We start from the raw sequence: 18,238 nt of genomic DNA, 5'->3' as shown, positions 1-18,238 counted from the left end.
AGCCGTGCGCACGCTCGTGACAACTCCGAGCGCCAGCGAGGAGTTGGCATGAGTGTGCTTCTAGTCGGTATTTCGCATCGCAGCGCGCCGGTTGCGGTGTTGGAGAGGGTCGCGGTCACCGAGGACGATCGACCGAAGCTGACCGACAAGATGCTCGAATCGCAGCACATCTCGGAGGCGATGATCGTCTCCACCTGCAATCGGGTCGAAATCTACGCGGTGGTCGACGCCTTCCACGGCGGTCTGGCCGATGTCGGCGATCTACTGGCCCGCCACTCGGGTCTGCCGCTGCCGGAACTCACCCGCCACGCCTACGTCCGCTACAGCGAAGCCGCCGCGGAACATCTGTTCGCGGTGGCCTCGGGCCTGGATTCGATGGTGGTCGGCGAGCAGCAGGTGCTCGGCCAGATCCGGGCGGCCTACGCCTCGGCCGACGCGCAGTCCGCGGCCGGCCGCACCCTGCACGAACTGGCCCAGCACGCGCTGCGCGTGGGCAAGCGGGTCCATACCGAGACCGGGATCGACCGAGCGGGCGCGTCGGTGGTGTCGGTCGCGCTGGATCGGGCGCGCACCGTGGTCGGCGATCTGACCGGCCGCACGGCCGTGGTCGTCGGCGCGGGCGCCATGGGCGGCCTGGCCGTCGCGCATCTGGCCCGCGCGGGCGTCGAGCGGATCGCCGTGGTGAACCGGACCCTCGATCGCGCGCAGCGCCTGGCGCAGACCGCGATCGATATGCACGGCGTGAGTGCCACCGCCACAGACCTTTCCGGCCTGGTCGACGCCATGGCCGATGTCGATGTCGTGATGACCAGCACCGGCGCGGTCGGCGCCGTGGTGACGCTGGCCGATGCGCATCGCGCCCTGAACGCCTCGCGGGCGGGCCACCAGATGGTCGTCTGCGATCTGGGCCTACCGCGCGATGTCGATCCCGCGGTCGCGGGCCTGCCCGATGTGACCGTGATCGATATGGAGACCCTGCAGCGCGATCCGTCGGCCATGGCCGCGGCCGCCGATACCACCGCCGCGCGCGGGATCGTCGCCGAGGAACTGGCGAAATACCTTGCGGGACAGCGGATGGCGGAGGTGACGCCGACCGTGGCCGCATTGCGCCAGCGCGCCGCCGACGTGGTCGAGGCCGAGCTGATGCGGCTGGAGTCGAAGCTGCCGAGCCTGGGCGATCCCGAACGCGAGGAGGTCGCGCGCACGGTTCGCCGCGTGGTCGACAAGCTGCTGCACGCGCCGACGGTGCGGGTCAAGCAGCTGGCCTCCACCCCGGGCGGCGGCAGTTACGCAGAGGCCCTGCGTGAGCTGTTCGAACTCAAACCCGGTGCGGCGCAGGCGGTTGCGACTCCGATGGAGATCGCGGCCCTGGGCGGCGAACTGGCCGACGATTTCACCGGGCACCACCTCTCGGACGGACAGGGACAGCCGGCATGACGGAGGCGATCGTGATCGGGAGTGCCGAGCGCGGCACCGTAACCGCCCCGTGGCGGATCGGTACCCGCGGCAGCCTGTTGGCGCTGACTCAGGCGGGCACCGTCCGCGACGCGTTGATCGAGTCCGGCCAGCACGCCGAACTGGTCATCGTGAAGACGGCCGGGGACCAGTCCTCCGATCCGGTGCAGCAGATCGGCGTCGGCGTGTTCACCGCCGCGCTACGCGACGAATTGGCCGCGGGCGCAGTGGATATCGCCGTGCACTCCTACAAGGATCTGCCCACCGCGCCGGATCCGCGCTTCACGATCGCCGCCATTCCGCCGCGCGCCGACGCCCGCGACGCGCTTGTCGCCCGCGACGGGCTGGTGCTCGGCGAGCTGCCCGCGGGCGCCCGGGTGGGCACCTCGGCGCCGCGCCGGGTCGCCCAGTTGCGCGCGCTCGGGCTCGGCCTCGACATCGTGCCGCTGCGCGGCAATCTCGATACCAGACTTCGTAAGGTCGCCGAGGGTGAACTCGACGCCGTGGTGGTCGCGCGGGCCGGGCTGTCCCGCATCGACCGTCTCGACGCGGTCACCGAGGCCCTGGAACCGGTGCAGATGTTGCCCGCACCGGCGCAAGGCGCGCTCGCGGTCGAATGCCGCAGCGACGAAGGCGATCTCGTGACCATCCTGTCCACCCTGGACGATCCGGGCTCCCGTGCCGCGGTGATCGCCGAGCGGGCGCTGCTGGCCGAACTCGAGGCCGGCTGTACCGCCCCGGTCGGCGCGCTGGCCGAGGTCGTCGAATCGCTCGACGACGACGGCCGGGTGGTCGAGGAACTGTCGCTGCGCGGGTGCGCGGCGGCGATCGATGGCTCGGATGTCATCCGGGCCTCGGCGGTCGGCTCGCTCGCGAATGCCGAGCAGCTGGGCCGCGCATTGGCGCGTGAGCTCCTGGAGCTGGGAGCCCGCGACTTGCTGAGCGACGACTTCACCAATCCCAGCCCAATGGAGAACGACAAATGAGCCGAGCCACTAAGAAGCACCCTGGTCGGATCCTGTTCGTCGGATCAGGACCCGGTGACCCGGCACTGCTTACCGTGCGGGCCCGCGAGGTGCTCGGGCGGGCGGAGCTGGCGTTCACCGACCCCGATGTCGACAAGGGCGTCCTCGCCCTGGTCGGCACGGCGGTGGAACCGGGCGCGGACGGGGAGCTCCCCGTCGACGTGCGCCCGGCGCTCGGCGAACCCGCCGAGGTGGCCAAGACCCTCATCGCCGAGGCCCGCGCGGGTCACGATGTGGTGCGGCTGGTCTCCGGCGACCCGCTGACCACCGATTCGGTGATCGCGGAGGTCAATGCCGTCACCCGCTCACATATCGCCTTCGAGGTGCTGCCCGGGCTGCCGTCCGGCACCACGGTCCCGGCGTTCGCCGGAATCGCGTTGGGCTCCAGCCACACCGAGGTGGATGTGCGCGGCGAGGTGGACTGGGCGTCGGTGGCCGCCGCGCCGGGTCCGCTGGTGCTGCACGCGACCTCCGGACATCTCGCCGAAACCGCCAGCGCGCTGGTCGAACACGGACTCGCTCCGCAGACCCCGGTCGCGGTGACCGTGCGCGGCACCACCCGTCAGCAGCGCACCATCGAGGCGACCCTCGCGACCCTGAACTCCGCCGCCTCCGAACTGGTCGGGCCGCTGGTGGTCACGGTCGGCAAAGAGGTCGAGAAGCGCTCGAAGATGTCCTGGTGGGAGTCCCGGGCGCTCTACGGCTGGACGGTCCTGGTGCCGCGTACCAAGGAGCAGGCCGGCGAGATGAGCGAGAAGCTGGTCACCCACGGCGCCATTCCCATGGAGGTGCCGACCATCGCGGTCGAGCCGCCGCGCAGCCCCGCGCAGATGGAGCGCGCGGTGAAGGGCCTGGTCGACGGCCGATACCAGTGGGTCGTGTTCACCTCTACCAATGCCGTGCGCGCGGTGTGGGAGAAGTTCGGCGAATTCGGTTTGGACGCACGGGCGTTCTCCGGTGTGAAGATCGCCTGCGTGGGCGAGGCCACCGCCGAGAAGGTGCGCTCGTTCGGCATCAATCCGGAGCTGGTGCCCAGCGGTGAGCAGTCCTCGGAGGGCTTACTCGCCGACTTCCCGCCCTATGACGACGTTTTCGATCCGGTCAACCGAGTCCTGTTGCCGCGGGCCGATATCGCCACCGAAACTCTGGCCGAGGGTCTGCGTGACCGCGGCTGGGAAATCGACGATGTGACCGCCTACCGCACCGTACGCGCCTCGCCGCCGCCCGCCGAGACCCGCGAGATGATCAAGACCGGCGGTTTCGACGCGGTCCTGTTCACCTCCTCCTCGACGGTCCGCAACCTGGTCGGCATCGCCGGAAAGCCCCACGCCCGCACCATCGTTGCCTGCATCGGCCCCAAAACCGCCGAAACGGCCATCGAATTCGGCCTGCGCGTGGATGTCCAGCCGGAGATCGCCCAGGTCGGCCCGCTGGTCGACGCCCTGGCCGAACACGCCGCCCACCTGCGCGCCGAGGGCCTGCTGCCCCCGCCGCGCAAGAAGAGTCGTAGGCGCGTGTAAGCCCTCCCTCATCGGAGGGCAGCACCCTCGACCTACCGCCGCGCACGCATGAGATCGCGCACCAGGCGGCAGGTTTTGTCCGAGGGCGGCCGGATGCCGACCAGATCGGCTGTGCGGCGGATCTTTTCGTTATCGGCCAGGCTGGCGCGGTAGACGCCGGAGTCGAGCAGGGCTATGGCCAGGCGCATGGCCTTGAGTCTGCGGTTGTGGGTGACGTACCACGACCGGGGGCGACCCGGCGGCAGGCGGCGCTTCTCCAGCGGAACGTAGGGCCGATCGATGATCGTCGATGTGGTGGCCACGAGATCCTCCCCTCGGACAGGGAATTCAGCGAATCCCCTTCGAACACATCTTCGATTCTACTCGGGGGCACCGACAAAAAACGTCCCCGGCCGGGTCGTTCCGGCCGGGGACGAGAGGTCGATCGAACCTACTTGGGAGCCTGCCGAGCGGCCTCCTCGTACATGGCCTCGGTCAGTCGCGCGGCTTCCGGCCCGACCATGTCGTAGAAGTCGGCCTTGGCCTGACCCTCGAGGGCGATGCCCGCCACGTCGTTGCAGATGCAGTGATCCGCCACCGGCTTACCGTCGAAACGGTCCTTGAGCCAGGAGAATACGCGCGGCTGCGCGGTCCAGAACAGCGTGTAGCCCTCGTTGGCGTGGGTGCGGTTGTATTCGACCCGTCCCTCCCCGTCACGGCAGTAGGTGTGCACGAGTTCGTTGACCGATCCGACCGGCGCCACCCAGTCCGGATTCGAGTGGTAGATGAACATGGGGAAGCGCGGAACGCTCTGCCCCATCTTGGTTTTCGCCAGCACCGCCGCGGGCTCGGGTTCTCGGACGACGTCCGGCACGTCGAACAGGCCCTTGATGTTCAGGAACGGGAACATGAACGAGGTGTTCCACGCCATGCACATATTGCTCTGCGGCCCGATCATCGCTTTGCCCAGCGGATTCATATGCCTCTGGAAATAGTCGTCGAGCTGGGGATATTCGCGGGCGACGCCCAGTACGCCGTTGAAGATGAGCCCGGCCGCGAGCTGACTGTTCGCGAGGTCCACCATTGTCGTCAGATCCGCCGGGGTACCACCCTCGGCCGCGCCGACGATATTCAATTCCGGTGCGTACCGGTCCTTCATCTCGGCGGCCCAACCGGTGGCGATGGCGCCACCGGAATTGCCCAGCAGACCGACAGCCGTGTCGTAGCCGCGCCGCAACAGCATCGGGCCGAAGTTCTCCGCGGCCTTGATTCCGTCGAGGGTGAGCTGGCCCTCCAGCGGACCCGCCGCGAACGCACCGTTCGGACCCTCGTAGTCGGGCATGGCCACGGCGTAGCCCTGGGTGATCGCGTAGATCGGCACCAGCATTTCGGTGCCCATATTGAAGTGACCGGTGTAGTTCGGCGGAATCGACGCCTGCTGAACCATGTACGACGGCGCGCAGTGCGCCGCGATGGAGTCCTCGGGCAGCTGATAGGACACCAGATTGGTCGGTGAGCTACCGCGCGGCTTCATGACCGTGGTGACCGCGGGAATGGGCTCGCCCCGCGTATTGGTCGAGCGATAGGAGATCTGCCAGGCCTCGACATCCAGCGGCAGGACCGCGAAGAAGGACGGGACCATTTCGCGCGCCGCGATGATCTCGCCCGGCTGTTTGGATGCCACGATATCGGCGGGCGGATTGTAGAAGGCAGGATCGCGGCCGGGGAAGTGGCCGAGCAGACCGTGATCGTAGCCGGGGACCTCCGGCGGAACGGGAAACGGCAGCGCCGGGAAGATCGGATAATTCCCTTGGCCGTTGTCGTTCGGATCGGCGCCTGCGGTCCCGATCGCAGCTACCTGCGTGACGGTTACCGCCGCGGCCGCGACCGCCAGCGCCCAAGTGGCGCAGCGTTTCCGTGGTCGAGAATTGGACATCTTTGTACGCAATCCCTTCGGCTGAGTAAAGCACGTTCCAACTGGAAAGAACCGCAGCGCATCGTGGAGCCGCGCCGTTACCACTTCGTTTGGTCGCCCAGTAGCGGAAAGTATTTGTGCCTCGGCGAAACTCGCCGCAATGATGGCTGGTGCGGCGAATCATTACACGGCCGTACCGCAATTCCTGTGTAGCGCCTGTGAAATCGCGTGTCGGCGAGTCACATTTCGTGCAAAACGTCCAAAGCGCGCGGATAACCCAGTGCGGCCGCGCGTTCCAACCAGAGGCGGGATTCCGCCTGCGCCATCGGATCCGTGGGTTCCGCGTCCAGTAGCAGTGCGAGATGGAACATGGATTCCGCGTCGCCCGCATCGGTTCCGCGGCGCAGCCACCGCTCGGCCTCGTCGACGCGATCGAATTCCAGTGATATCGCACCGAGTACCGCGAAGGCGTCCGATCGCCCGCGTCGAGTGGCCTCGACGAGAATTTCTGTGGCCCGCTCGATTTCGCCTCGACGGGCCAGCCGCAATCCGAGATTGCGCATACCCGTGGGATTTCCGGCCGCCGCGGCCCGTTCGTACCACTGCTCGGCCTGTTCGTCGTCGCCGCGCCGATCCGACAGCGCGCCCATATTGCACATGGCCTCCGGCAATCCGGCCGCGGCCGCCCGGCGCAGCCAGGGTTCGGCCCCGTCCAGATTGCCGCGTTCCAGATGAATTGCGCCGAGCTGATATTCGGCGGTCGTGAGGCCGCGATAGGCGGCCTGTTCGAGCCATTGCAGCGCCTCGGCGATGCGCCCGTCCGCCCACGCCGATTCGCCGAGTTTGCCCAGCGCCTCGGCGCTGCCTCGCTCGGCCGCGACGCGCAGCCAGTGTTCGGCCTCGGCCCGCGCGCCCGCCTCGGCGAGTCGCTGTGCGAGCAGTTCGGCCGCCGTCGCATCCCCGCGCTCGGCCGCGGCCCGCAGCGCGCGCACCGCGGGCTCGTCGGATGAGGAACGTTCGTCTCGCTCGGACATGCCTGCTCCCGGGTCGCCCTCTCAGGAGTATGCCCGCTCACCCCGCGACCGAGGTGCCTGCGACACGCCCGCCAGCGGGGCGTATCGTGCGGTCCATGACCGGAATGGACCGCCCGCGGCGGTTGCGTCGTACCCCCGCTCTGCGCCGCCTCGTGGCCGAAACGACACTGGAACCAAGGCATTTGGTGCTGCCGATGTTCGTCGCCGACGGACTCACCGAACCGAGTGAGATCGGGTCGATGCCCGGCGTGTACCAGCATTCGATGGATTCGCTGCGCAAGGCCGCGGTCGAGGCCGTCGCGGCCGGTGTCGGCGGGCTCATGCTGTTCGGCGTGCCGAGGCCCGAGGACAAGGACGCGACCGGCAGCAAGGCGATCGATCCGGACGGCATTCTCAATCGCGGCCTGCGCGCGCTGGCCGACGAGGTGGGCGATGCCACGGTCATCATGGCCGACACCTGCCTGGACGAATTCACCGATCACGGGCACTGCGGGGTGCTCGCGGGGGACGGCTCGGTCGACAACGACGCCACCCTCGACGTGTACGTCGATATGGCCATCGCCCAGGTGGAAGCGGGTGCGCATCTGCTCGGCACCAGCGGCATGATGGACGGCCAGGTCGGCGCGATTCGCGCCGGACTCGACGACGCCGGACACCTCGACGCGGGCATCCTGGCCTACGCCGTCAAATACGCCTCGGCGTTCTACGGCCCGTTCCGCGAGGCGGTCGGCTCGTCGCTGCAGGGCGATCGGCGTACCTATCAGCAGGATGCGGCCAACCGCCGCGAGGCGATCCGGGAGTTGGAACTGGATCTGGCCGAGGGCGCCGATATCGTCATGGTGAAACCGGCCATGTCGTATCTGGACATCCTGCGCGATGTCGCGGATCGCTCCGAGGTGCCGGTGGCGGCCTACCAGATCTCGGGTGAGTACGCGATGATCACCGCCGCCGCGCAGCGCGGTTGGATCGATCGGCGCGGCGCGGTGCTGGAATCGCTGCTGGGAATCCGGCGGGCGGGCGCGGATATCGTGCTCACCTACTGGGCGACCGAGGCCGCGCACTGGCTGTCGTGAGTCCCTCGCCTCCGCCGCCGGGCCCGATCGCGGCGCCGGCCGATATCCGCACCGCATGTCAATTGTGGTGGGGTGTTGTGGCTTTCGGGGTGCTGCGGCTGATCCTCAGCGCCGCCGGACGTTTCGCCGACCGGCACGATCTGGCGTGCCAGCTCTACGACCAGGTGCGCGCGCAGGAGGCGCAGGCCAGTCTGGCCGAGGTCGAGATGATGGTCGCCATCCTCGAGGTGGTGATCGTCGTGTTCGGTCTGGGTCTGGCCGCCGGCGCGGTCGCGGTGGCCTACCAACTGCGTCACGGAAAACTGTGGGCGCGTACGGTGCTCGATGTCGCCGCCGTTGTGCTCGTACTGGGCGCCTTCGGAGCGATGTTCGGGCTGGGTACGGTCACCGGTATGGTGCCGTTGCTCACCGGCGCGGCCGCGATCCTGCAGGCGGTGCTCGCGGGTGGGGCCGTATTCCTGTGTCACCGAGTCGAATCCGAAGCCTTCTTCCGGATGAACATTCGGTGAGCTACGGGGCGAATTTGTCGCAGAACCGCCAGGATGTATCGTGAGGGTTGTCACAGAGGACTTGGGAACCGGAAGCCGCGGCCCGGGCGTTGATCTTCGGATGGCGTCGTGTGGCCCGCTCCGGGAGAGCGGAGGCATTGATGCGCGTGGTGATTCAGCAACCGCAAAGCCTTCGGCGAGATGTGCTGGTGTTGAGTCTGCTCATTCTGTTCGGCCTGCTCACCCTGGCCGTCTTGTTGATTCCGAGTACCGTCGGCTGAATTTCGCGCGGGTATGACCGACGCCGCGCCCACTGTTCTGTTCGCCGAGCCCGGCGCGCGCTGGCGTACCGTCGCGTACGGACCGCTGCTGTGTCTGCTCGTGCTGATTCTCGAACTCGTCTTTCGCGGTCAGGTGCACTGGTTCGGCCTGGCCTTCTGCGCGGTGCTGCTGGCCGGATTCGTCTGGCTGCAGGTAATCGCCGGTCGTCGCCACGTCAGCGTCGAACTCACCGACACCACCCTGCGCGAGGGTACGGAGGTGCTGGCGCTGCGCTCGATCGAGCGCGTCCTGCCCGAATCGGACGAGGACGCCTGGGAGGATGAGCCCTGGCAGTCGGCCCGGGCACTCGGCGAGTTGACCGGTGTTCCGCGTCGGCGCAAGGGCATCGGGGTGAGACTGCGCGACGGCGGCACGGTGCAGGCCTGGGCGCGCGACCATCACGGCCTGCGCGCGGAGCTGACGGCCGCGCTGGAACGGCTGCCCGAAGGTGACGAGGAGGTGCGCTGATGCGACGACTGTGGATCGTCGTCGATCTGGTGTTGATCCTGCTGTGCGTCGGCGCGGCCGTGCCGAGCTGGCGCAATGGAATTCAGACGACGTCGTTCGCCGCGTCGGGCGATCTGCCCGCGTTCGAGGCGACCCGCTATGTCGGGCCGTGGCTGGGTCTGGCCACCCTGCTGGTGGCCGTGGCCGGGGTGGCCGTGGTCGATCTGGTGGCCCGCTGCGCGGGAAGGGCGCGGTGAGGATTCGGGATTCGAGCGCTCAGTTCCAGCGCTGATAGATGTCCACCAGTCGCGGTCCGCGGCTGCCGGGGGCGTTCAGATACAGCGTGACCGTGCCGTCCGGATGTTCGGAGGCCTCCAGGATCACCTGGCGCAGCGTGGCGTGGATGCCGCCGTTGTCGTCGCGGTAGAGCTCGGTGTCCGGGCGCAGGCCCGCACCCATTCGGCTCGGCGGCACCAGCATGGCGACCAGTGCGGGCACCGGGCCGTCGGCCAGCGCCGCGGTCTCGTCGTGGGACAGGGTCAGGCCGATGCGGCCCTCATCGGGCATGGCGATCGGAGTCGCGGCCCCGGCCGCGCCGATTCCGCCGATCACGGCGGCCGCGGCCATGGTGAACAGGGTGGTGCCGAACAAGATGGAACGCATGAATGCCCTCCCGGCCGTCGACGTGTGGTGGTTCCGAGGGTACGCAGCAGCAATCGCTCAGCGATCGATATGAGGCCAAAGTTGCCCCGGCGTGTTGCGGTTGCGTTCGGCCGCTGTGGTTTTCGTCACGATCGCGAGTTTGCCCGGGCGTGTGCGGTGGCTCACCGCACTACACCCTGTCGTCGACCGGTCCCGGGCGGGCTGCGACACTGGGTGCCGTGAGTTCTTCTCCGCGCGCTACCCAGGCGAGGGTGCCGGTCTCCGCCCGACTGTTCGACCGCGCCGCCGCGGTCATCCCCGGTGGGGTGAACTCGCCGGTCCGGGCGTTCAAATCCGTCGGCGGTACACCGCGATTCATCACCTCGGCGCGCGGCTGCACCCTGACCGACGCCGACGGCAACGACTATGTCGATCTGGTCTGCTCATGGGGTCCGATGATCCTGGGCCACGCCCATCCCGACGTGGTGGAGGCCGTACGCCGCGCCGCCGACGGCGGACTGTCGTTCGGCGCGCCGACCGAGGCGGAGATCGAACTGGCCGAGGCCATCGCCGCGCGGGTCGAGCCGGTGCAGCGGGTGCGGCTGGTCAACTCCGGCACCGAGGCCACCATGAGTGCGGTGCGCCTGGCCCGCGGATTCACCGGTCGCAGCAAGATCATCAAATTCTCCGGCTGCTATCACGGCCACGTCGACGCCCTGCTGGCCGATGCGGGCTCCGGCGTGGCGACGCTCGGCCTGCCGACCTCCCCGGGCGTGACCGGCGCGCAGGCGGCCGACACCATCGTGCTGCCCTACAACGATCTCGACGCGGTCGCCGCGGCCTTCGCCGAATTCCCGGATCAGATCGCCTGTGTGATCACCGAGGCCGCGGCGGGCAATATGGGCACGGTCGCGCCGCTGCCCGGCTACAACGCGGGCCTGCGCCGACTGACCGAACAGCACGGCGCGCTGCTGATCATGGACGAGGTGATGACGGGATTCCGGGTGAGTCCTGCGGGCTGGTACGGCCTCGACGGCGTGGCCGGTGACCTCTACACCTTCGGCAAGGTGATGAGCGGCGGTCTGCCCGCGGCGGCCTTCGGCGGCCGGGCCGACATCATGAACCGCCTCGCCCCGATCGGCCCGGTCTATCAGGCGGGCACGCTGTCGGGGAATCCGGTCGCGGTCGCGGCCGGACTGGCCAGCCTGCGCGCCGCCGACGACGAGGTGTACGCGACGCTCGACCGCAATGCCCAGCGACTCGGCGCCCTGCTCACCGAGGCCCTGACGGGCGCCGGCGTCGCCCATACGGTCCAATTCGCGGGCAATATGGTGAGCGTGTTCTTCGCCGACCGTCCGGTGACCGACTACGCCTCCGCCAAGGCCACGCAGACCTGGCGATTCCCGGCGTTCTTCCACGCCCTGCTCGACCGCGGCGTCTACGCGCCGCCGAGTGCCTACGAAACGTGGTTCGTCTCCGCCGCTCTCGACGAGGACGCATTCGACCGAATCGCCGCCGCCCTGCCCGCCGCCGCGGCGGCCGCGGCCGCGGCAACACCCGAAGGACCCAGCGCGTGACCGATCCCGAACAGCCCGAATCGCCCTCGTCCGCCCTGCCCTACGACACCGAGACGATCGTGCACGTCATGCGGCACGGCGAGGTGCACAACCCGAGGGGCATCCTCTACGGGCGGCTACCCGGATTCAGCCTGTCGGTCAACGGCCGCTCGCAGGCCGGCGCCGTGGCCCGCTCGCTGGCCGATCACGATGTGACGCTGGTGGTCGCCTCGCCGCTGCAGCGCGCGCAGGAGACCGCGGGACCCATTGCGGCGAGGCATGAATTGGCCGTGCGCACCGACGACAATCTGATCGAGGCGGGCAACACCTTCGAGGGTCTGCGCGTCTCGGTCGGCGACGGCGCGCTGCGCAAACCGCGGCACTGGTGGAAGCTGCGCGATCCGTTCACCCCGTCGTGGGGCGAGCCGTATCTGCAGATCGCGCACCGCATGCTCGCCGCGGTCAACAAGGCGCGGGTCGAGGCGGCCGGACACGAGGCGGTGCTGGTCTCGCATCAGCTGCCGGTGTGGACGCTGCGGCGATTCCTGGAGGGTAAGCGGCTCTGGCACGATCCGCGGGCGCGGCAGTGCTCGCTGGCTTCACTGACTTCCCTTGTGTATCAAGGGGATACGCTCATCGATATCGTCTACTCCGAGCCCGCGGGCGCTTCGGATCCCCGGGTGACGGGAGCGTGACCCCGCGGATTGCGGTTCTGCTCGCCTGCGCGGCCCTGGTCGCCGCCCTCGTCGGCTGTTCGACCGGTACGGACGCCGTCGCCACCGGCGGCACCTTCGACTTCGTCTCGCCCGGCGGTAAGACCAAGATCTTCTACGATCCGCCCGCCTCGCGCGGCACGATCGGGCGGCTGTCCGGACCCGATCTGATGACCGACGGCAAAACCGTTTCCGTGGAGGATTTCCCGAATCAGGTTGTGGTGCTGAATCTCTGGGGTCAGTGGTGCGGGCCGTGCCGTGCCGAGGCGCCCGCACTGGAGAAGGTCTACGAACAGTCCAGGGCCCGCGGGGTGACGCTGCTCGGCATCAATGTCCGCGACCCCCAGCGCGACAAGGCCCGCGATTTCGTGATCAGCAATCACGTCTCCTATCCGTCGATCTACGACCCGGAGATGCGCACCCTGCTCGCCCTCGGCGGCAAATTCCCGACCAGCGTCATCCCCACCACGCTGATCCTGGATCGACACCATCGCGTGGCGGCGGTATTCCTGCAGCCGGTACTCGCCGAGGATCTGCAGCCGGTCGTGGACAAGATCGCCGCGGAGGATCCGCAATGATTCTGGCGTCGGTGGGCGACACCTTCCAGCAGACCGCGGCCACCGGTCCGCTGCTGCTGGCGCTCGGGGCGTGTGTGCTCGCGGGTCTGGTGTCGTTCGCCTCGCCGTGCGTGGTGCCGCTGGTACCGGGCTATCTGTCGTATCTGGCCGGACTCGTCGGCGCGGAGGCGCCGCCGGTCACCGTGGCCGAGGCGAAGGGACAGCAGGCCACACTGGTGCGGACGGCCGGTAAGGCGCGCGTCGCCGGGGCGGCCGGACTGTTCGTCGCGGGTTTCACCGTGGTGTTCGTGCTCGCGTCGGTGACCGTCTTCGGCGTCATCCAGACTCTGAACGTCAATCGCGAACTGCTGCAACGCATCGGCGGCGTGGTCACGATCGTGATGGGTCTGGTGTTCCTCGGTCTGGTGCCGGCGCTGCAGCGCGACACCCGCATGCATCCGCGCCGCCTCACCGGCATCATCGGGGCACCGCTGCTCGGCGCGGTTTTCGCGCTCGGCTGGACGCCGTGCCTGGGTCCGACGCTGTCGGGCGTGATGGCGGTGTCGGCCGGTACCGAGGGCACGACCGCCGCGCGCGGGGTGGCGCTGATCGTCGCCTACTGCCTGGGTCTGGGTCTGCCGTTCGTGATCCTGGCCTTCGGTTCGGCCAGCGCCCTGCGGGGTGTGGGCTGGCTACGCCGTAATTCGCGCACCATTCAGGTGATCGGGGGAATTTTGCTCGTCGCCGTCGGTATCGCACTGGTCACCGGTATCTGGGATCAGTTCGTCGGATGGGTTCGCGATGTCTTCGTTTCCCGAGTGACCCTGCCGATCTGACATGACGACAACGATGACCGCACCCGACCAGCGTCCCGCCCGCCCGAATCGGCAATCGTCGCCGCGTCGCGCGCTCGCCCTGTTGCGCAATACCTGGCGCGGGCTGACCAGTATGCGCACCGCGCTGATGCTGCTGTTCCTGTTGGCGCTGGCCGCGATTCCCGGCGCGCTGCTGCCGCAGCGCAGTCTCAACGCGCAGAAGGTCGATCAGTACATCGCCGATCGCGCGACGCTCGGTCCGTGGATGGATCGGCTGCAGCTGTTCGATGTGTTCTCCAGCGCCTGGTTCACCGCGATCTACGCGCTGCTGTTCATTTCGCTGGTGGGCTGCATCGTGCCCCGCGTCTTCGATCACTATCGGGCACTGCGCACACCGCCGGTCAAGGCGCCGCGCAACCTGTCCCGGCTGCCGCATCATCATTCCGCGACGGTGACCGGAACGTCCGCGGAGGTGATCGTCCAGGCGCGCAAGGCCCTTCGCGGCTGGCGGGTCGTCGAGCGGGGTTCCGGCGACGAGGTGACGCTCTCGGCCGAGAAGGGATATCTGCGCGAGCTCGGCAATATCGTCTTCCATCTGGCCCTGGTCGGACTGCTGATCGCGATCGCGGTGGGCAAGCTGTTCGGTTACGAGGGCACGGTCATCGTCGTCGCCGACAACGGGCCGGGTTTCTGCACCACCTCGACCGCGGCCTTCGACTCCTTCCGCGCGGGGCGGATCAACGACGGCACCGGACTGTCGCCGCTGTGCGTGCGGGTCAGGAACTTCAAGGCCGACTATCTGCCCAACGGCCAGGCCGAGATGTTCACCGCGAACATCTCGTATCAGGCGGGCGGGGATCTGGCCGGTGATACCTGGCGCGACACCACGATTCAGGTCAATCATCCGCTGCGCGTCTCCGGCGACCGGGTCTATCTGCAGGGGCACGGCTACGCGCCGACCTTCACGGTCACCTATCCCGACGGGCAGACCCGCACCGAAACCGTGCAGTGGCGGCCGGACGACGCCACGACCTTCCTGTCCAGCGGCGTCATGCGCTTCGATCCGCCGGGCGGGATGTTCGCCTCCGAGGACGATCGACGCAAACACCAGATCGCGATCGAGGGCCTGTTCGCGCCGACCGCGCTGCTGCACGGCAATCTGCTGACCTCCTCGTATCCGGCGCTGACCGATCCGGCCGTCGCCGTGGACATCTATCGCGGCGAGACGGGTCTGGACACCGGGCGGCCGCAGTCGCTGTTCGCGCTGGATCCGGAGATGATCAAGCAGGGGCGGCTGGTCAAACAGCAGCGCGTGAATATGAAGCCCGGCGAGTCGGCGACGCTGTCCGACGGCACCAAGGTGACCTTCGACGGGGCGAAAGAGTTTGCGAATCTGCAGGTTTCGCACGATCCCGCACAGGGCTGGGTGCTGGTGTGCGCGTTGACCATGATGGCCGGACTGCTGGTGTCGCTGCTGGTCAAGCGACGTCGCGTCTGGTTGCGCGCCTACCCGGACACCCACGCGCCCGATGAACGACGTACGGTAGTAGAGATGGGCGGCCTGGCCCGCACCGATCAGGCCGGATGGGGCGGCGAATTCGACCGCCTGCGCACACGATTGATGGGCGACTCGCAGAGCACGGGAGAGTGAACATGCCGATCGACGAGACCCTCGCCGGGTACAGCAATCTGGCGTTCAAATCGGCGTGGGTGGTCTATGTCGTGGTGCTCGCGCTATTGATCGTGCAGTACTCCTCGGCCCGCACCACCGAGACCGCGGCCCGCGAACTGGTCCCCGCGGGCGGCCCCGACCGTCCCGCGGGCCCGGGCCGCATCGAACCGACGCCGACCCGCTCCACCGCGGAACGCTTCGGCAATATGGGTTTCGCGGTCCTGTTCGTCGCGATCGGTCTGCATCTGACCTCGATCGTCCTGCGCGGCTTCGCGACCCATCGTTTCCCGCTGGGCAATATGTACGAGTTCATCGCCATGGCCACCGCCGCCGCGATGGTCACCGGCGTGGTCTTCATGCGCGAACGCCGCTACCGCTCGATGTGGGTCTTCGTTCTGGTCCCCGTCCTGATCCTGATGTTCCTGGCGGGTCAGGTCCTCTACGCCGAAGCCGCCCCCGTCGTCCCCGCCCTGAAATCCTTCTGGCTCCCCATCCACGTCACAGTGGTCAGCACCGGCAGCGGCATCTTCCTCCTCTCCGGCGTCGCGAGCCTGCTGTTCCTCCTGCGCCTGCGCGAACCCGAGGGCGGCGAATCCACCGGCATCCTCGGAAAAATAGCCCGCCGCCTCCCCGACGCCCGCACCCTCGACCGCCTGGCCTACCGCACCACCATCATCGGCTTCCCGATCTTCGGCACCGGCGTAATCCTCGGCGCGATCTGGGCCGAATCGGCCTGGGGCCGCTTCTGGGGCTGGGACCCGAAGGAAACGGTCTCATTCATCGCCTGGGTCATCTACGCGGCCTACCTCCACGCCCGAGCGACCTCCGGTTGGCGAGAAACCAAGGCGGCGTGGATCAATATCGCGGGCTTCGTGGCAATGCTGTTCAACTTGTTCATCATCAATATCGTGGTGAGTGGGTTGCACAGCTATGCGGGATTGAACTGATCAAACCGTCGAGTTCTCTTGGTTGGCGGTATTGCATCGTACGATGTATGGCTCCGATCCGGCGAGTAGGGTAGTCGAGTCGTGATGTGCTCGCTGCTGAAAGATCGACATGGACTTGGATCCGCTCGCGAAGCGAGTCTCGATGATTCGATCATTTGTCGATAAACGTCGCGTTTTCGTTCGATACGAGTGGGCCAGTGTCGTCGGTATCGTTTCGCTCACGGTAAATGTACTCATAGCCGTTCTGACGCACAGACTGACCTGGTTTTCGATCGCTTTCGGCACATTGAGTGCGGCGATGTGGATCTACGGGTACGCGAAGATCAGAAAGGCGCGCGAGTCCTACCATCGTCCGGATCGGCTGGAGAGCGGCATCCTGCGGAGTATGTCGGACGGTCTCGCCGCACGCGTGCTGATCGTCGAGGGCGAGGTCTATCTCCCGCTTCCACTTCCGGGATCGATCGCGGCCGACTCGGCGGTGATTACCACCAGCGCCGCCGACTACGAGCTTCCCGCGCCGCTTCGTGCGTTACTGCCCGCGGTGATACTGACCAAGCGGGATCGTGCGCTCATCATGGATCGGCCTGGACTCGGTCTGGTCGACGTGAGCGACAATGAAATGGAAGTGCGTAAGCTCACTTATTTCCAGCATCTGGCCTCCAACAGCGCTTTCCGGTGTTACGCACGTCCGTACGGGCAGCCCGAGGTCGACATTCTCAACAGTTATGTGTTTCGCGAAGACGGCGGTATCGTCGACTTCGCCGAATCTCAATTCCCGAATCTGATAGGTATTTCCACGCTGGCTACGACCCGGGACGGACGAATATTCGTCATCGAATCGGACGGGCGAAATTCGGGATCGCCGAGGCTTATTCACCCCTCCGGTTCGGGGTCCATGGAACCGAAGGATCTGGTGGAAGCCCCGCGTTCACACGACCTCATCGTGCGGGCGATGGAACGTGAGCTGTGCGAAGAGTCTTCGGTGAAGACGAATGAGATCGTCTCCACGGAGATAATCGGATTCGCCCGCTGGGTGAACAAGGGGGCGATGCCGGAGTTCTTCGGGCTGACCAGGACAACCGTGAAGGCGGACGAACTCGTTCGACGGAGGCCGGAGGGTGAGGATCCACTGTTCGTGAAGAAAGTGGTCGTCACAAATTTCCGGCTCAGCGATGTATCGGTTCCGATGGTCGGTCGGAGAGTGGATCTGCGTCGATTCGACGCGATCGTCGCCGGGAGTTGCTCCGGCCCGCTCGGAGTTCTGCTCTGGCTGGTGTCGGAGGGGCGAAGCGCCACGAGCGGCTCGGTATGAGGCGGTGATCCGCCCGGACCCCGGTGCCCGCCGAGGTCCGCCACCGGCTCCGCTTCTCCGGACCGGATATTCCGGAGACCCCTACTGAACTGCCGTTTTGCCGCATGCGCAACGGCTTCACGCTGACTGGGCGGGTGGGTTGCGGCAATGATGAGTCAGGGGGTCGGGAAACGCCGCAGGTGGAGGGGATCGGCGGCGCTTCCTTCCCCTATGCCGGGGGCTGGAAGGTGGACATGAAGCCGTTGGCTACGGTGCCGAGGGCCTTGCCCAGATCGGTGAGTTGTCGGTCGTCCAGTGGTGGGGTGGGGGTGGCATGCTCGGCGGGGGTGGCGTCGGGGTCCGCGCCGAGGATGCCCATGAGGCCGTTGAGGGCGTCGCCGAGTTCGGCGGCGCCTTCGGAATCGGATTCGCTGCCTTTACCTTTCGCCTTGGACTTGCCTCCGGCCTTGCCGGACTTGGACTTTCCGCCCGAAGCGGCGTCTTTGCTCTGAAGGGTCTGCGTTTTGGTGGCCGAATTCGTCGCGGCGGCGGTCGTCGCGAGGGCCGCGGGCAGCAGCAGGGCGGCGCAGACGGCCGTGGCCTGGGCGATAAGTCGGATGCGTCGGGTACCGGACATGCTGTGGCTGAACTCCTTCGGTCGGGAAAGCGGACGAGGCTCTACGGGACCAGCAGGCTGACCACCAGGTCCAGCACACCGCCGACCAGGTGGCCGATGATCCGCAAGAGCATGGGTTCTCCTTGGCTGTTTCGAGTGTCGAAATGGACCT

19 protein-coding genes are annotated in these 18,238 nt (G+C 67.6%); 14 read left to right on the top strand and 5 right to left on the bottom strand.

Features of this window, described 5'->3' with window-relative positions; translation table 11 throughout:
- Positions 1-48: 48 nt before the first annotated feature.
- Genes NP4_RS19135 through NP4_RS19125 form a run of 3 tightly spaced genes read left to right on the top strand, consistent with a single transcriptional unit; the run spans position 49 to position 4,000 of the window.
- Positions 49-1,437 carry a glutamyl-tRNA reductase gene (locus tag NP4_RS19135; RefSeq protein ID WP_067999582.1) on the top strand — a complete coding sequence of 463 codons (1,389 nt, stop codon included), beginning with the start codon at positions 49-51 and terminating at the stop codon, positions 1,435-1,437.
- A complete protein-coding gene (gene hemC / locus NP4_RS19130; protein WP_067999580.1) occupies positions 1,434-2,441 on the top strand; it encodes a hydroxymethylbilane synthase in 1,008 nt (335 codons plus the stop codon). The genes NP4_RS19135 and hemC overlap by 4 nt, the downstream gene beginning before the upstream one ends.
- Positions 2,438-4,000 (top strand): bifunctional uroporphyrinogen-III C-methyltransferase/uroporphyrinogen-III synthase, encoded by a 1,563-nt coding sequence (locus NP4_RS19125; protein WP_062513499.1) that lies wholly within the window; start codon positions 2,438-2,440, stop codon positions 3,998-4,000. Before hemC ends, NP4_RS19125 begins: the two co-directional genes overlap by 4 nt.
- Positions 4,001-4,032: 32 nt before the next feature.
- Here NP4_RS19125 and NP4_RS19120 read toward each other — a convergent pair whose 3' ends face one another.
- The 3 genes from NP4_RS19120 to NP4_RS19110 form a co-directional block, all read right to left on the bottom strand.
- Positions 4,033-4,302 (bottom strand): hypothetical protein, encoded by a 270-nt coding sequence (locus NP4_RS19120; RefSeq protein WP_062513496.1) that lies wholly within the window; start codon positions 4,300-4,302, stop codon positions 4,033-4,035.
- Between the two features lie 128 nt (positions 4,303-4,430).
- Positions 4,431-5,915 carry a lipase family protein gene (locus NP4_RS19115; protein WP_082876003.1) on the bottom strand — a complete coding sequence of 495 codons (1,485 nt, stop codon included), beginning with the start codon at positions 5,913-5,915 and terminating at the stop codon, positions 4,431-4,433.
- 218 nt (positions 5,916-6,133) lie between these two features.
- Complete coding sequence (locus NP4_RS19110; protein WP_082876002.1) at positions 6,134-6,928, bottom strand: tetratricopeptide repeat protein; 795 nt, start codon at positions 6,926-6,928, stop codon at positions 6,134-6,136.
- 95 nt (positions 6,929-7,023) lie between these two features.
- Here NP4_RS19110 and hemB point away from each other — a divergent pair, with 95 nt between their 5' ends.
- From hemB to NP4_RS19090, 4 genes are all read left to right on the top strand, one after another.
- Entirely contained in the window at positions 7,024-8,001 is a 978-nt protein-coding gene (hemB, locus tag NP4_RS19105; protein ID WP_067999575.1) for a porphobilinogen synthase, read from the top strand.
- Positions 8,002-8,078: 77 nt separating this feature from the next.
- Positions 8,079-8,510 (top strand): hypothetical protein, encoded by a 432-nt coding sequence (locus tag NP4_RS19100; protein ID WP_147287925.1) that lies wholly within the window; start codon positions 8,079-8,081, stop codon positions 8,508-8,510.
- A gap of 273 nt (positions 8,511-8,783) precedes the next feature.
- On the top strand, positions 8,784-9,278 hold the full coding sequence (gene mce1N, locus NP4_RS19095) for a transport-regulating membrane protein Mce1N (RefSeq protein WP_067999570.1): 495 nt from the start codon (positions 8,784-8,786) through the stop codon (positions 9,276-9,278).
- Positions 9,278-9,514, top strand: a complete 237-nt coding sequence (locus NP4_RS19090) for a hypothetical protein (protein ID WP_067999569.1) — start codon at positions 9,278-9,280, stop codon at positions 9,512-9,514. The genes mce1N and NP4_RS19090 overlap by 1 nt, the downstream gene beginning before the upstream one ends.
- Positions 9,515-9,533: 19 nt before the next feature.
- Here NP4_RS19090 and NP4_RS19085 read toward each other — a convergent pair whose 3' ends face one another.
- Positions 9,534-9,920 carry a hypothetical protein gene (locus NP4_RS19085; RefSeq protein ID WP_067999566.1) on the bottom strand — a complete coding sequence of 129 codons (387 nt, stop codon included), beginning with the start codon at positions 9,918-9,920 and terminating at the stop codon, positions 9,534-9,536.
- A gap of 218 nt (positions 9,921-10,138) precedes the next feature.
- On the opposite strand from NP4_RS19085, the gene hemL reads away from it, so the two are divergent.
- From hemL to NP4_RS19050, 7 genes are all read left to right on the top strand, one after another.
- A complete protein-coding gene (gene hemL / locus NP4_RS19080) occupies positions 10,139-11,476 on the top strand; it encodes a glutamate-1-semialdehyde 2,1-aminomutase (protein WP_067999827.1) in 1,338 nt (445 codons plus the stop codon).
- 68 nt (positions 11,477-11,544) lie between these two features.
- A complete protein-coding gene (locus NP4_RS19075; RefSeq protein ID WP_114755618.1) occupies positions 11,545-12,150 on the top strand; it encodes a histidine phosphatase family protein in 606 nt (201 codons plus the stop codon).
- Positions 12,147-12,746: a TlpA disulfide reductase family protein gene (locus NP4_RS19070; RefSeq protein WP_067999562.1), complete on the top strand. Its 600-nt coding sequence runs from the start codon at positions 12,147-12,149 to the stop codon at positions 12,744-12,746. Before NP4_RS19075 ends, NP4_RS19070 begins: the two co-directional genes overlap by 4 nt.
- Positions 12,743-13,561 carry a cytochrome c biogenesis CcdA family protein gene (locus tag NP4_RS19065; protein ID WP_067999560.1) on the top strand — a complete coding sequence of 273 codons (819 nt, stop codon included), beginning with the start codon at positions 12,743-12,745 and terminating at the stop codon, positions 13,559-13,561. Before NP4_RS19070 ends, NP4_RS19065 begins: the two co-directional genes overlap by 4 nt.
- Positions 13,562-13,574: 13 nt before the next feature.
- Entirely contained in the window at positions 13,575-15,191 is a 1,617-nt protein-coding gene (resB, locus tag NP4_RS19060; protein WP_067999826.1) for a cytochrome c biogenesis protein ResB, read from the top strand.
- A 2-nt stretch (positions 15,192-15,193) separates the two neighbouring features.
- A complete protein-coding gene (gene ccsB, locus NP4_RS19055; protein WP_067999558.1) occupies positions 15,194-16,159 on the top strand; it encodes a c-type cytochrome biogenesis protein CcsB in 966 nt (321 codons plus the stop codon).
- A gap of 109 nt (positions 16,160-16,268) precedes the next feature.
- Positions 16,269-17,471: a hypothetical protein gene (locus tag NP4_RS19050; RefSeq protein ID WP_067999556.1), complete on the top strand. Its 1,203-nt coding sequence runs from the start codon at positions 16,269-16,271 to the stop codon at positions 17,469-17,471.
- Positions 17,472-17,679: 208 nt separating this feature from the next.
- Here the strand turns inward: NP4_RS19050 and NP4_RS19045 are convergent, their stop codons facing one another.
- Entirely contained in the window at positions 17,680-18,087 is a 408-nt protein-coding gene (locus tag NP4_RS19045) for a hypothetical protein (RefSeq protein ID WP_067999554.1), read from the bottom strand.
- Positions 18,088-18,238: the final 151 nt, after the last annotated feature.

The organism is Nocardia pseudobrasiliensis NBRC 108224 (assembly GCF_001613105.1).
In the GTDB taxonomy this organism is placed as follows: Bacteria; Actinomycetota; Actinomycetes; order Mycobacteriales; family Mycobacteriaceae; genus Nocardia; species Nocardia pseudobrasiliensis.
This window is presented reverse-complemented; position numbering and strand designations above follow the sequence as displayed.

Bases quoted from the DNA above. Each gene is read 5' to 3' on its own strand.
- NP4_RS19135 (WP_067999582.1), top strand. From the start codon at position 49: ATGAGTGTGCTTCTAGTCGGTATTTCGCATCGCAGCGCGCCGGTTGCG.
- hemC (WP_067999580.1), top strand. From the start codon at position 1,434: ATGACGGAGGCGATCGTGATCGGGAGTGCCGAGCGCGGCACCGTAACC.
- NP4_RS19125 (WP_062513499.1), top strand. From the start codon at position 2,438: ATGAGCCGAGCCACTAAGAAGCACCCTGGTCGGATCCTGTTCGTCGGA.
- NP4_RS19115 (WP_082876003.1), bottom strand. From the start codon at position 5,915: ATGTCCAATTCTCGACCACGGAAACGCTGCGCCACTTGGGCGCTGGCG.
- NP4_RS19110 (WP_082876002.1), bottom strand. From the start codon at position 6,928: ATGTCCGAGCGAGACGAACGTTCCTCATCCGACGAGCCCGCGGTGCGC.
- hemB (WP_067999575.1), top strand. From the start codon at position 7,024: ATGACCGGAATGGACCGCCCGCGGCGGTTGCGTCGTACCCCCGCTCTG.
- mce1N (WP_067999570.1), top strand. From the start codon at position 8,784: ATGACCGACGCCGCGCCCACTGTTCTGTTCGCCGAGCCCGGCGCGCGC.
- NP4_RS19090 (WP_067999569.1), top strand. From the start codon at position 9,278: ATGCGACGACTGTGGATCGTCGTCGATCTGGTGTTGATCCTGCTGTGC.
- NP4_RS19085 (WP_067999566.1), bottom strand. From the start codon at position 9,920: ATGCGTTCCATCTTGTTCGGCACCACCCTGTTCACCATGGCCGCGGCC.
- NP4_RS19075 (WP_114755618.1), top strand. From the start codon at position 11,545: ATGCGGCACGGCGAGGTGCACAACCCGAGGGGCATCCTCTACGGGCGG.
- NP4_RS19065 (WP_067999560.1), top strand. From the start codon at position 12,743: ATGATTCTGGCGTCGGTGGGCGACACCTTCCAGCAGACCGCGGCCACC.
- resB (WP_067999826.1), top strand. From the start codon at position 13,575: ATGACCGCACCCGACCAGCGTCCCGCCCGCCCGAATCGGCAATCGTCG.
- ccsB (WP_067999558.1), top strand. From the start codon at position 15,194: ATGCCGATCGACGAGACCCTCGCCGGGTACAGCAATCTGGCGTTCAAA.
- NP4_RS19050 (WP_067999556.1), top strand. From the start codon at position 16,269: ATGGACTTGGATCCGCTCGCGAAGCGAGTCTCGATGATTCGATCATTT.
- NP4_RS19045 (WP_067999554.1), bottom strand. From the start codon at position 18,087: ATGTCCGGTACCCGACGCATCCGACTTATCGCCCAGGCCACGGCCGTC.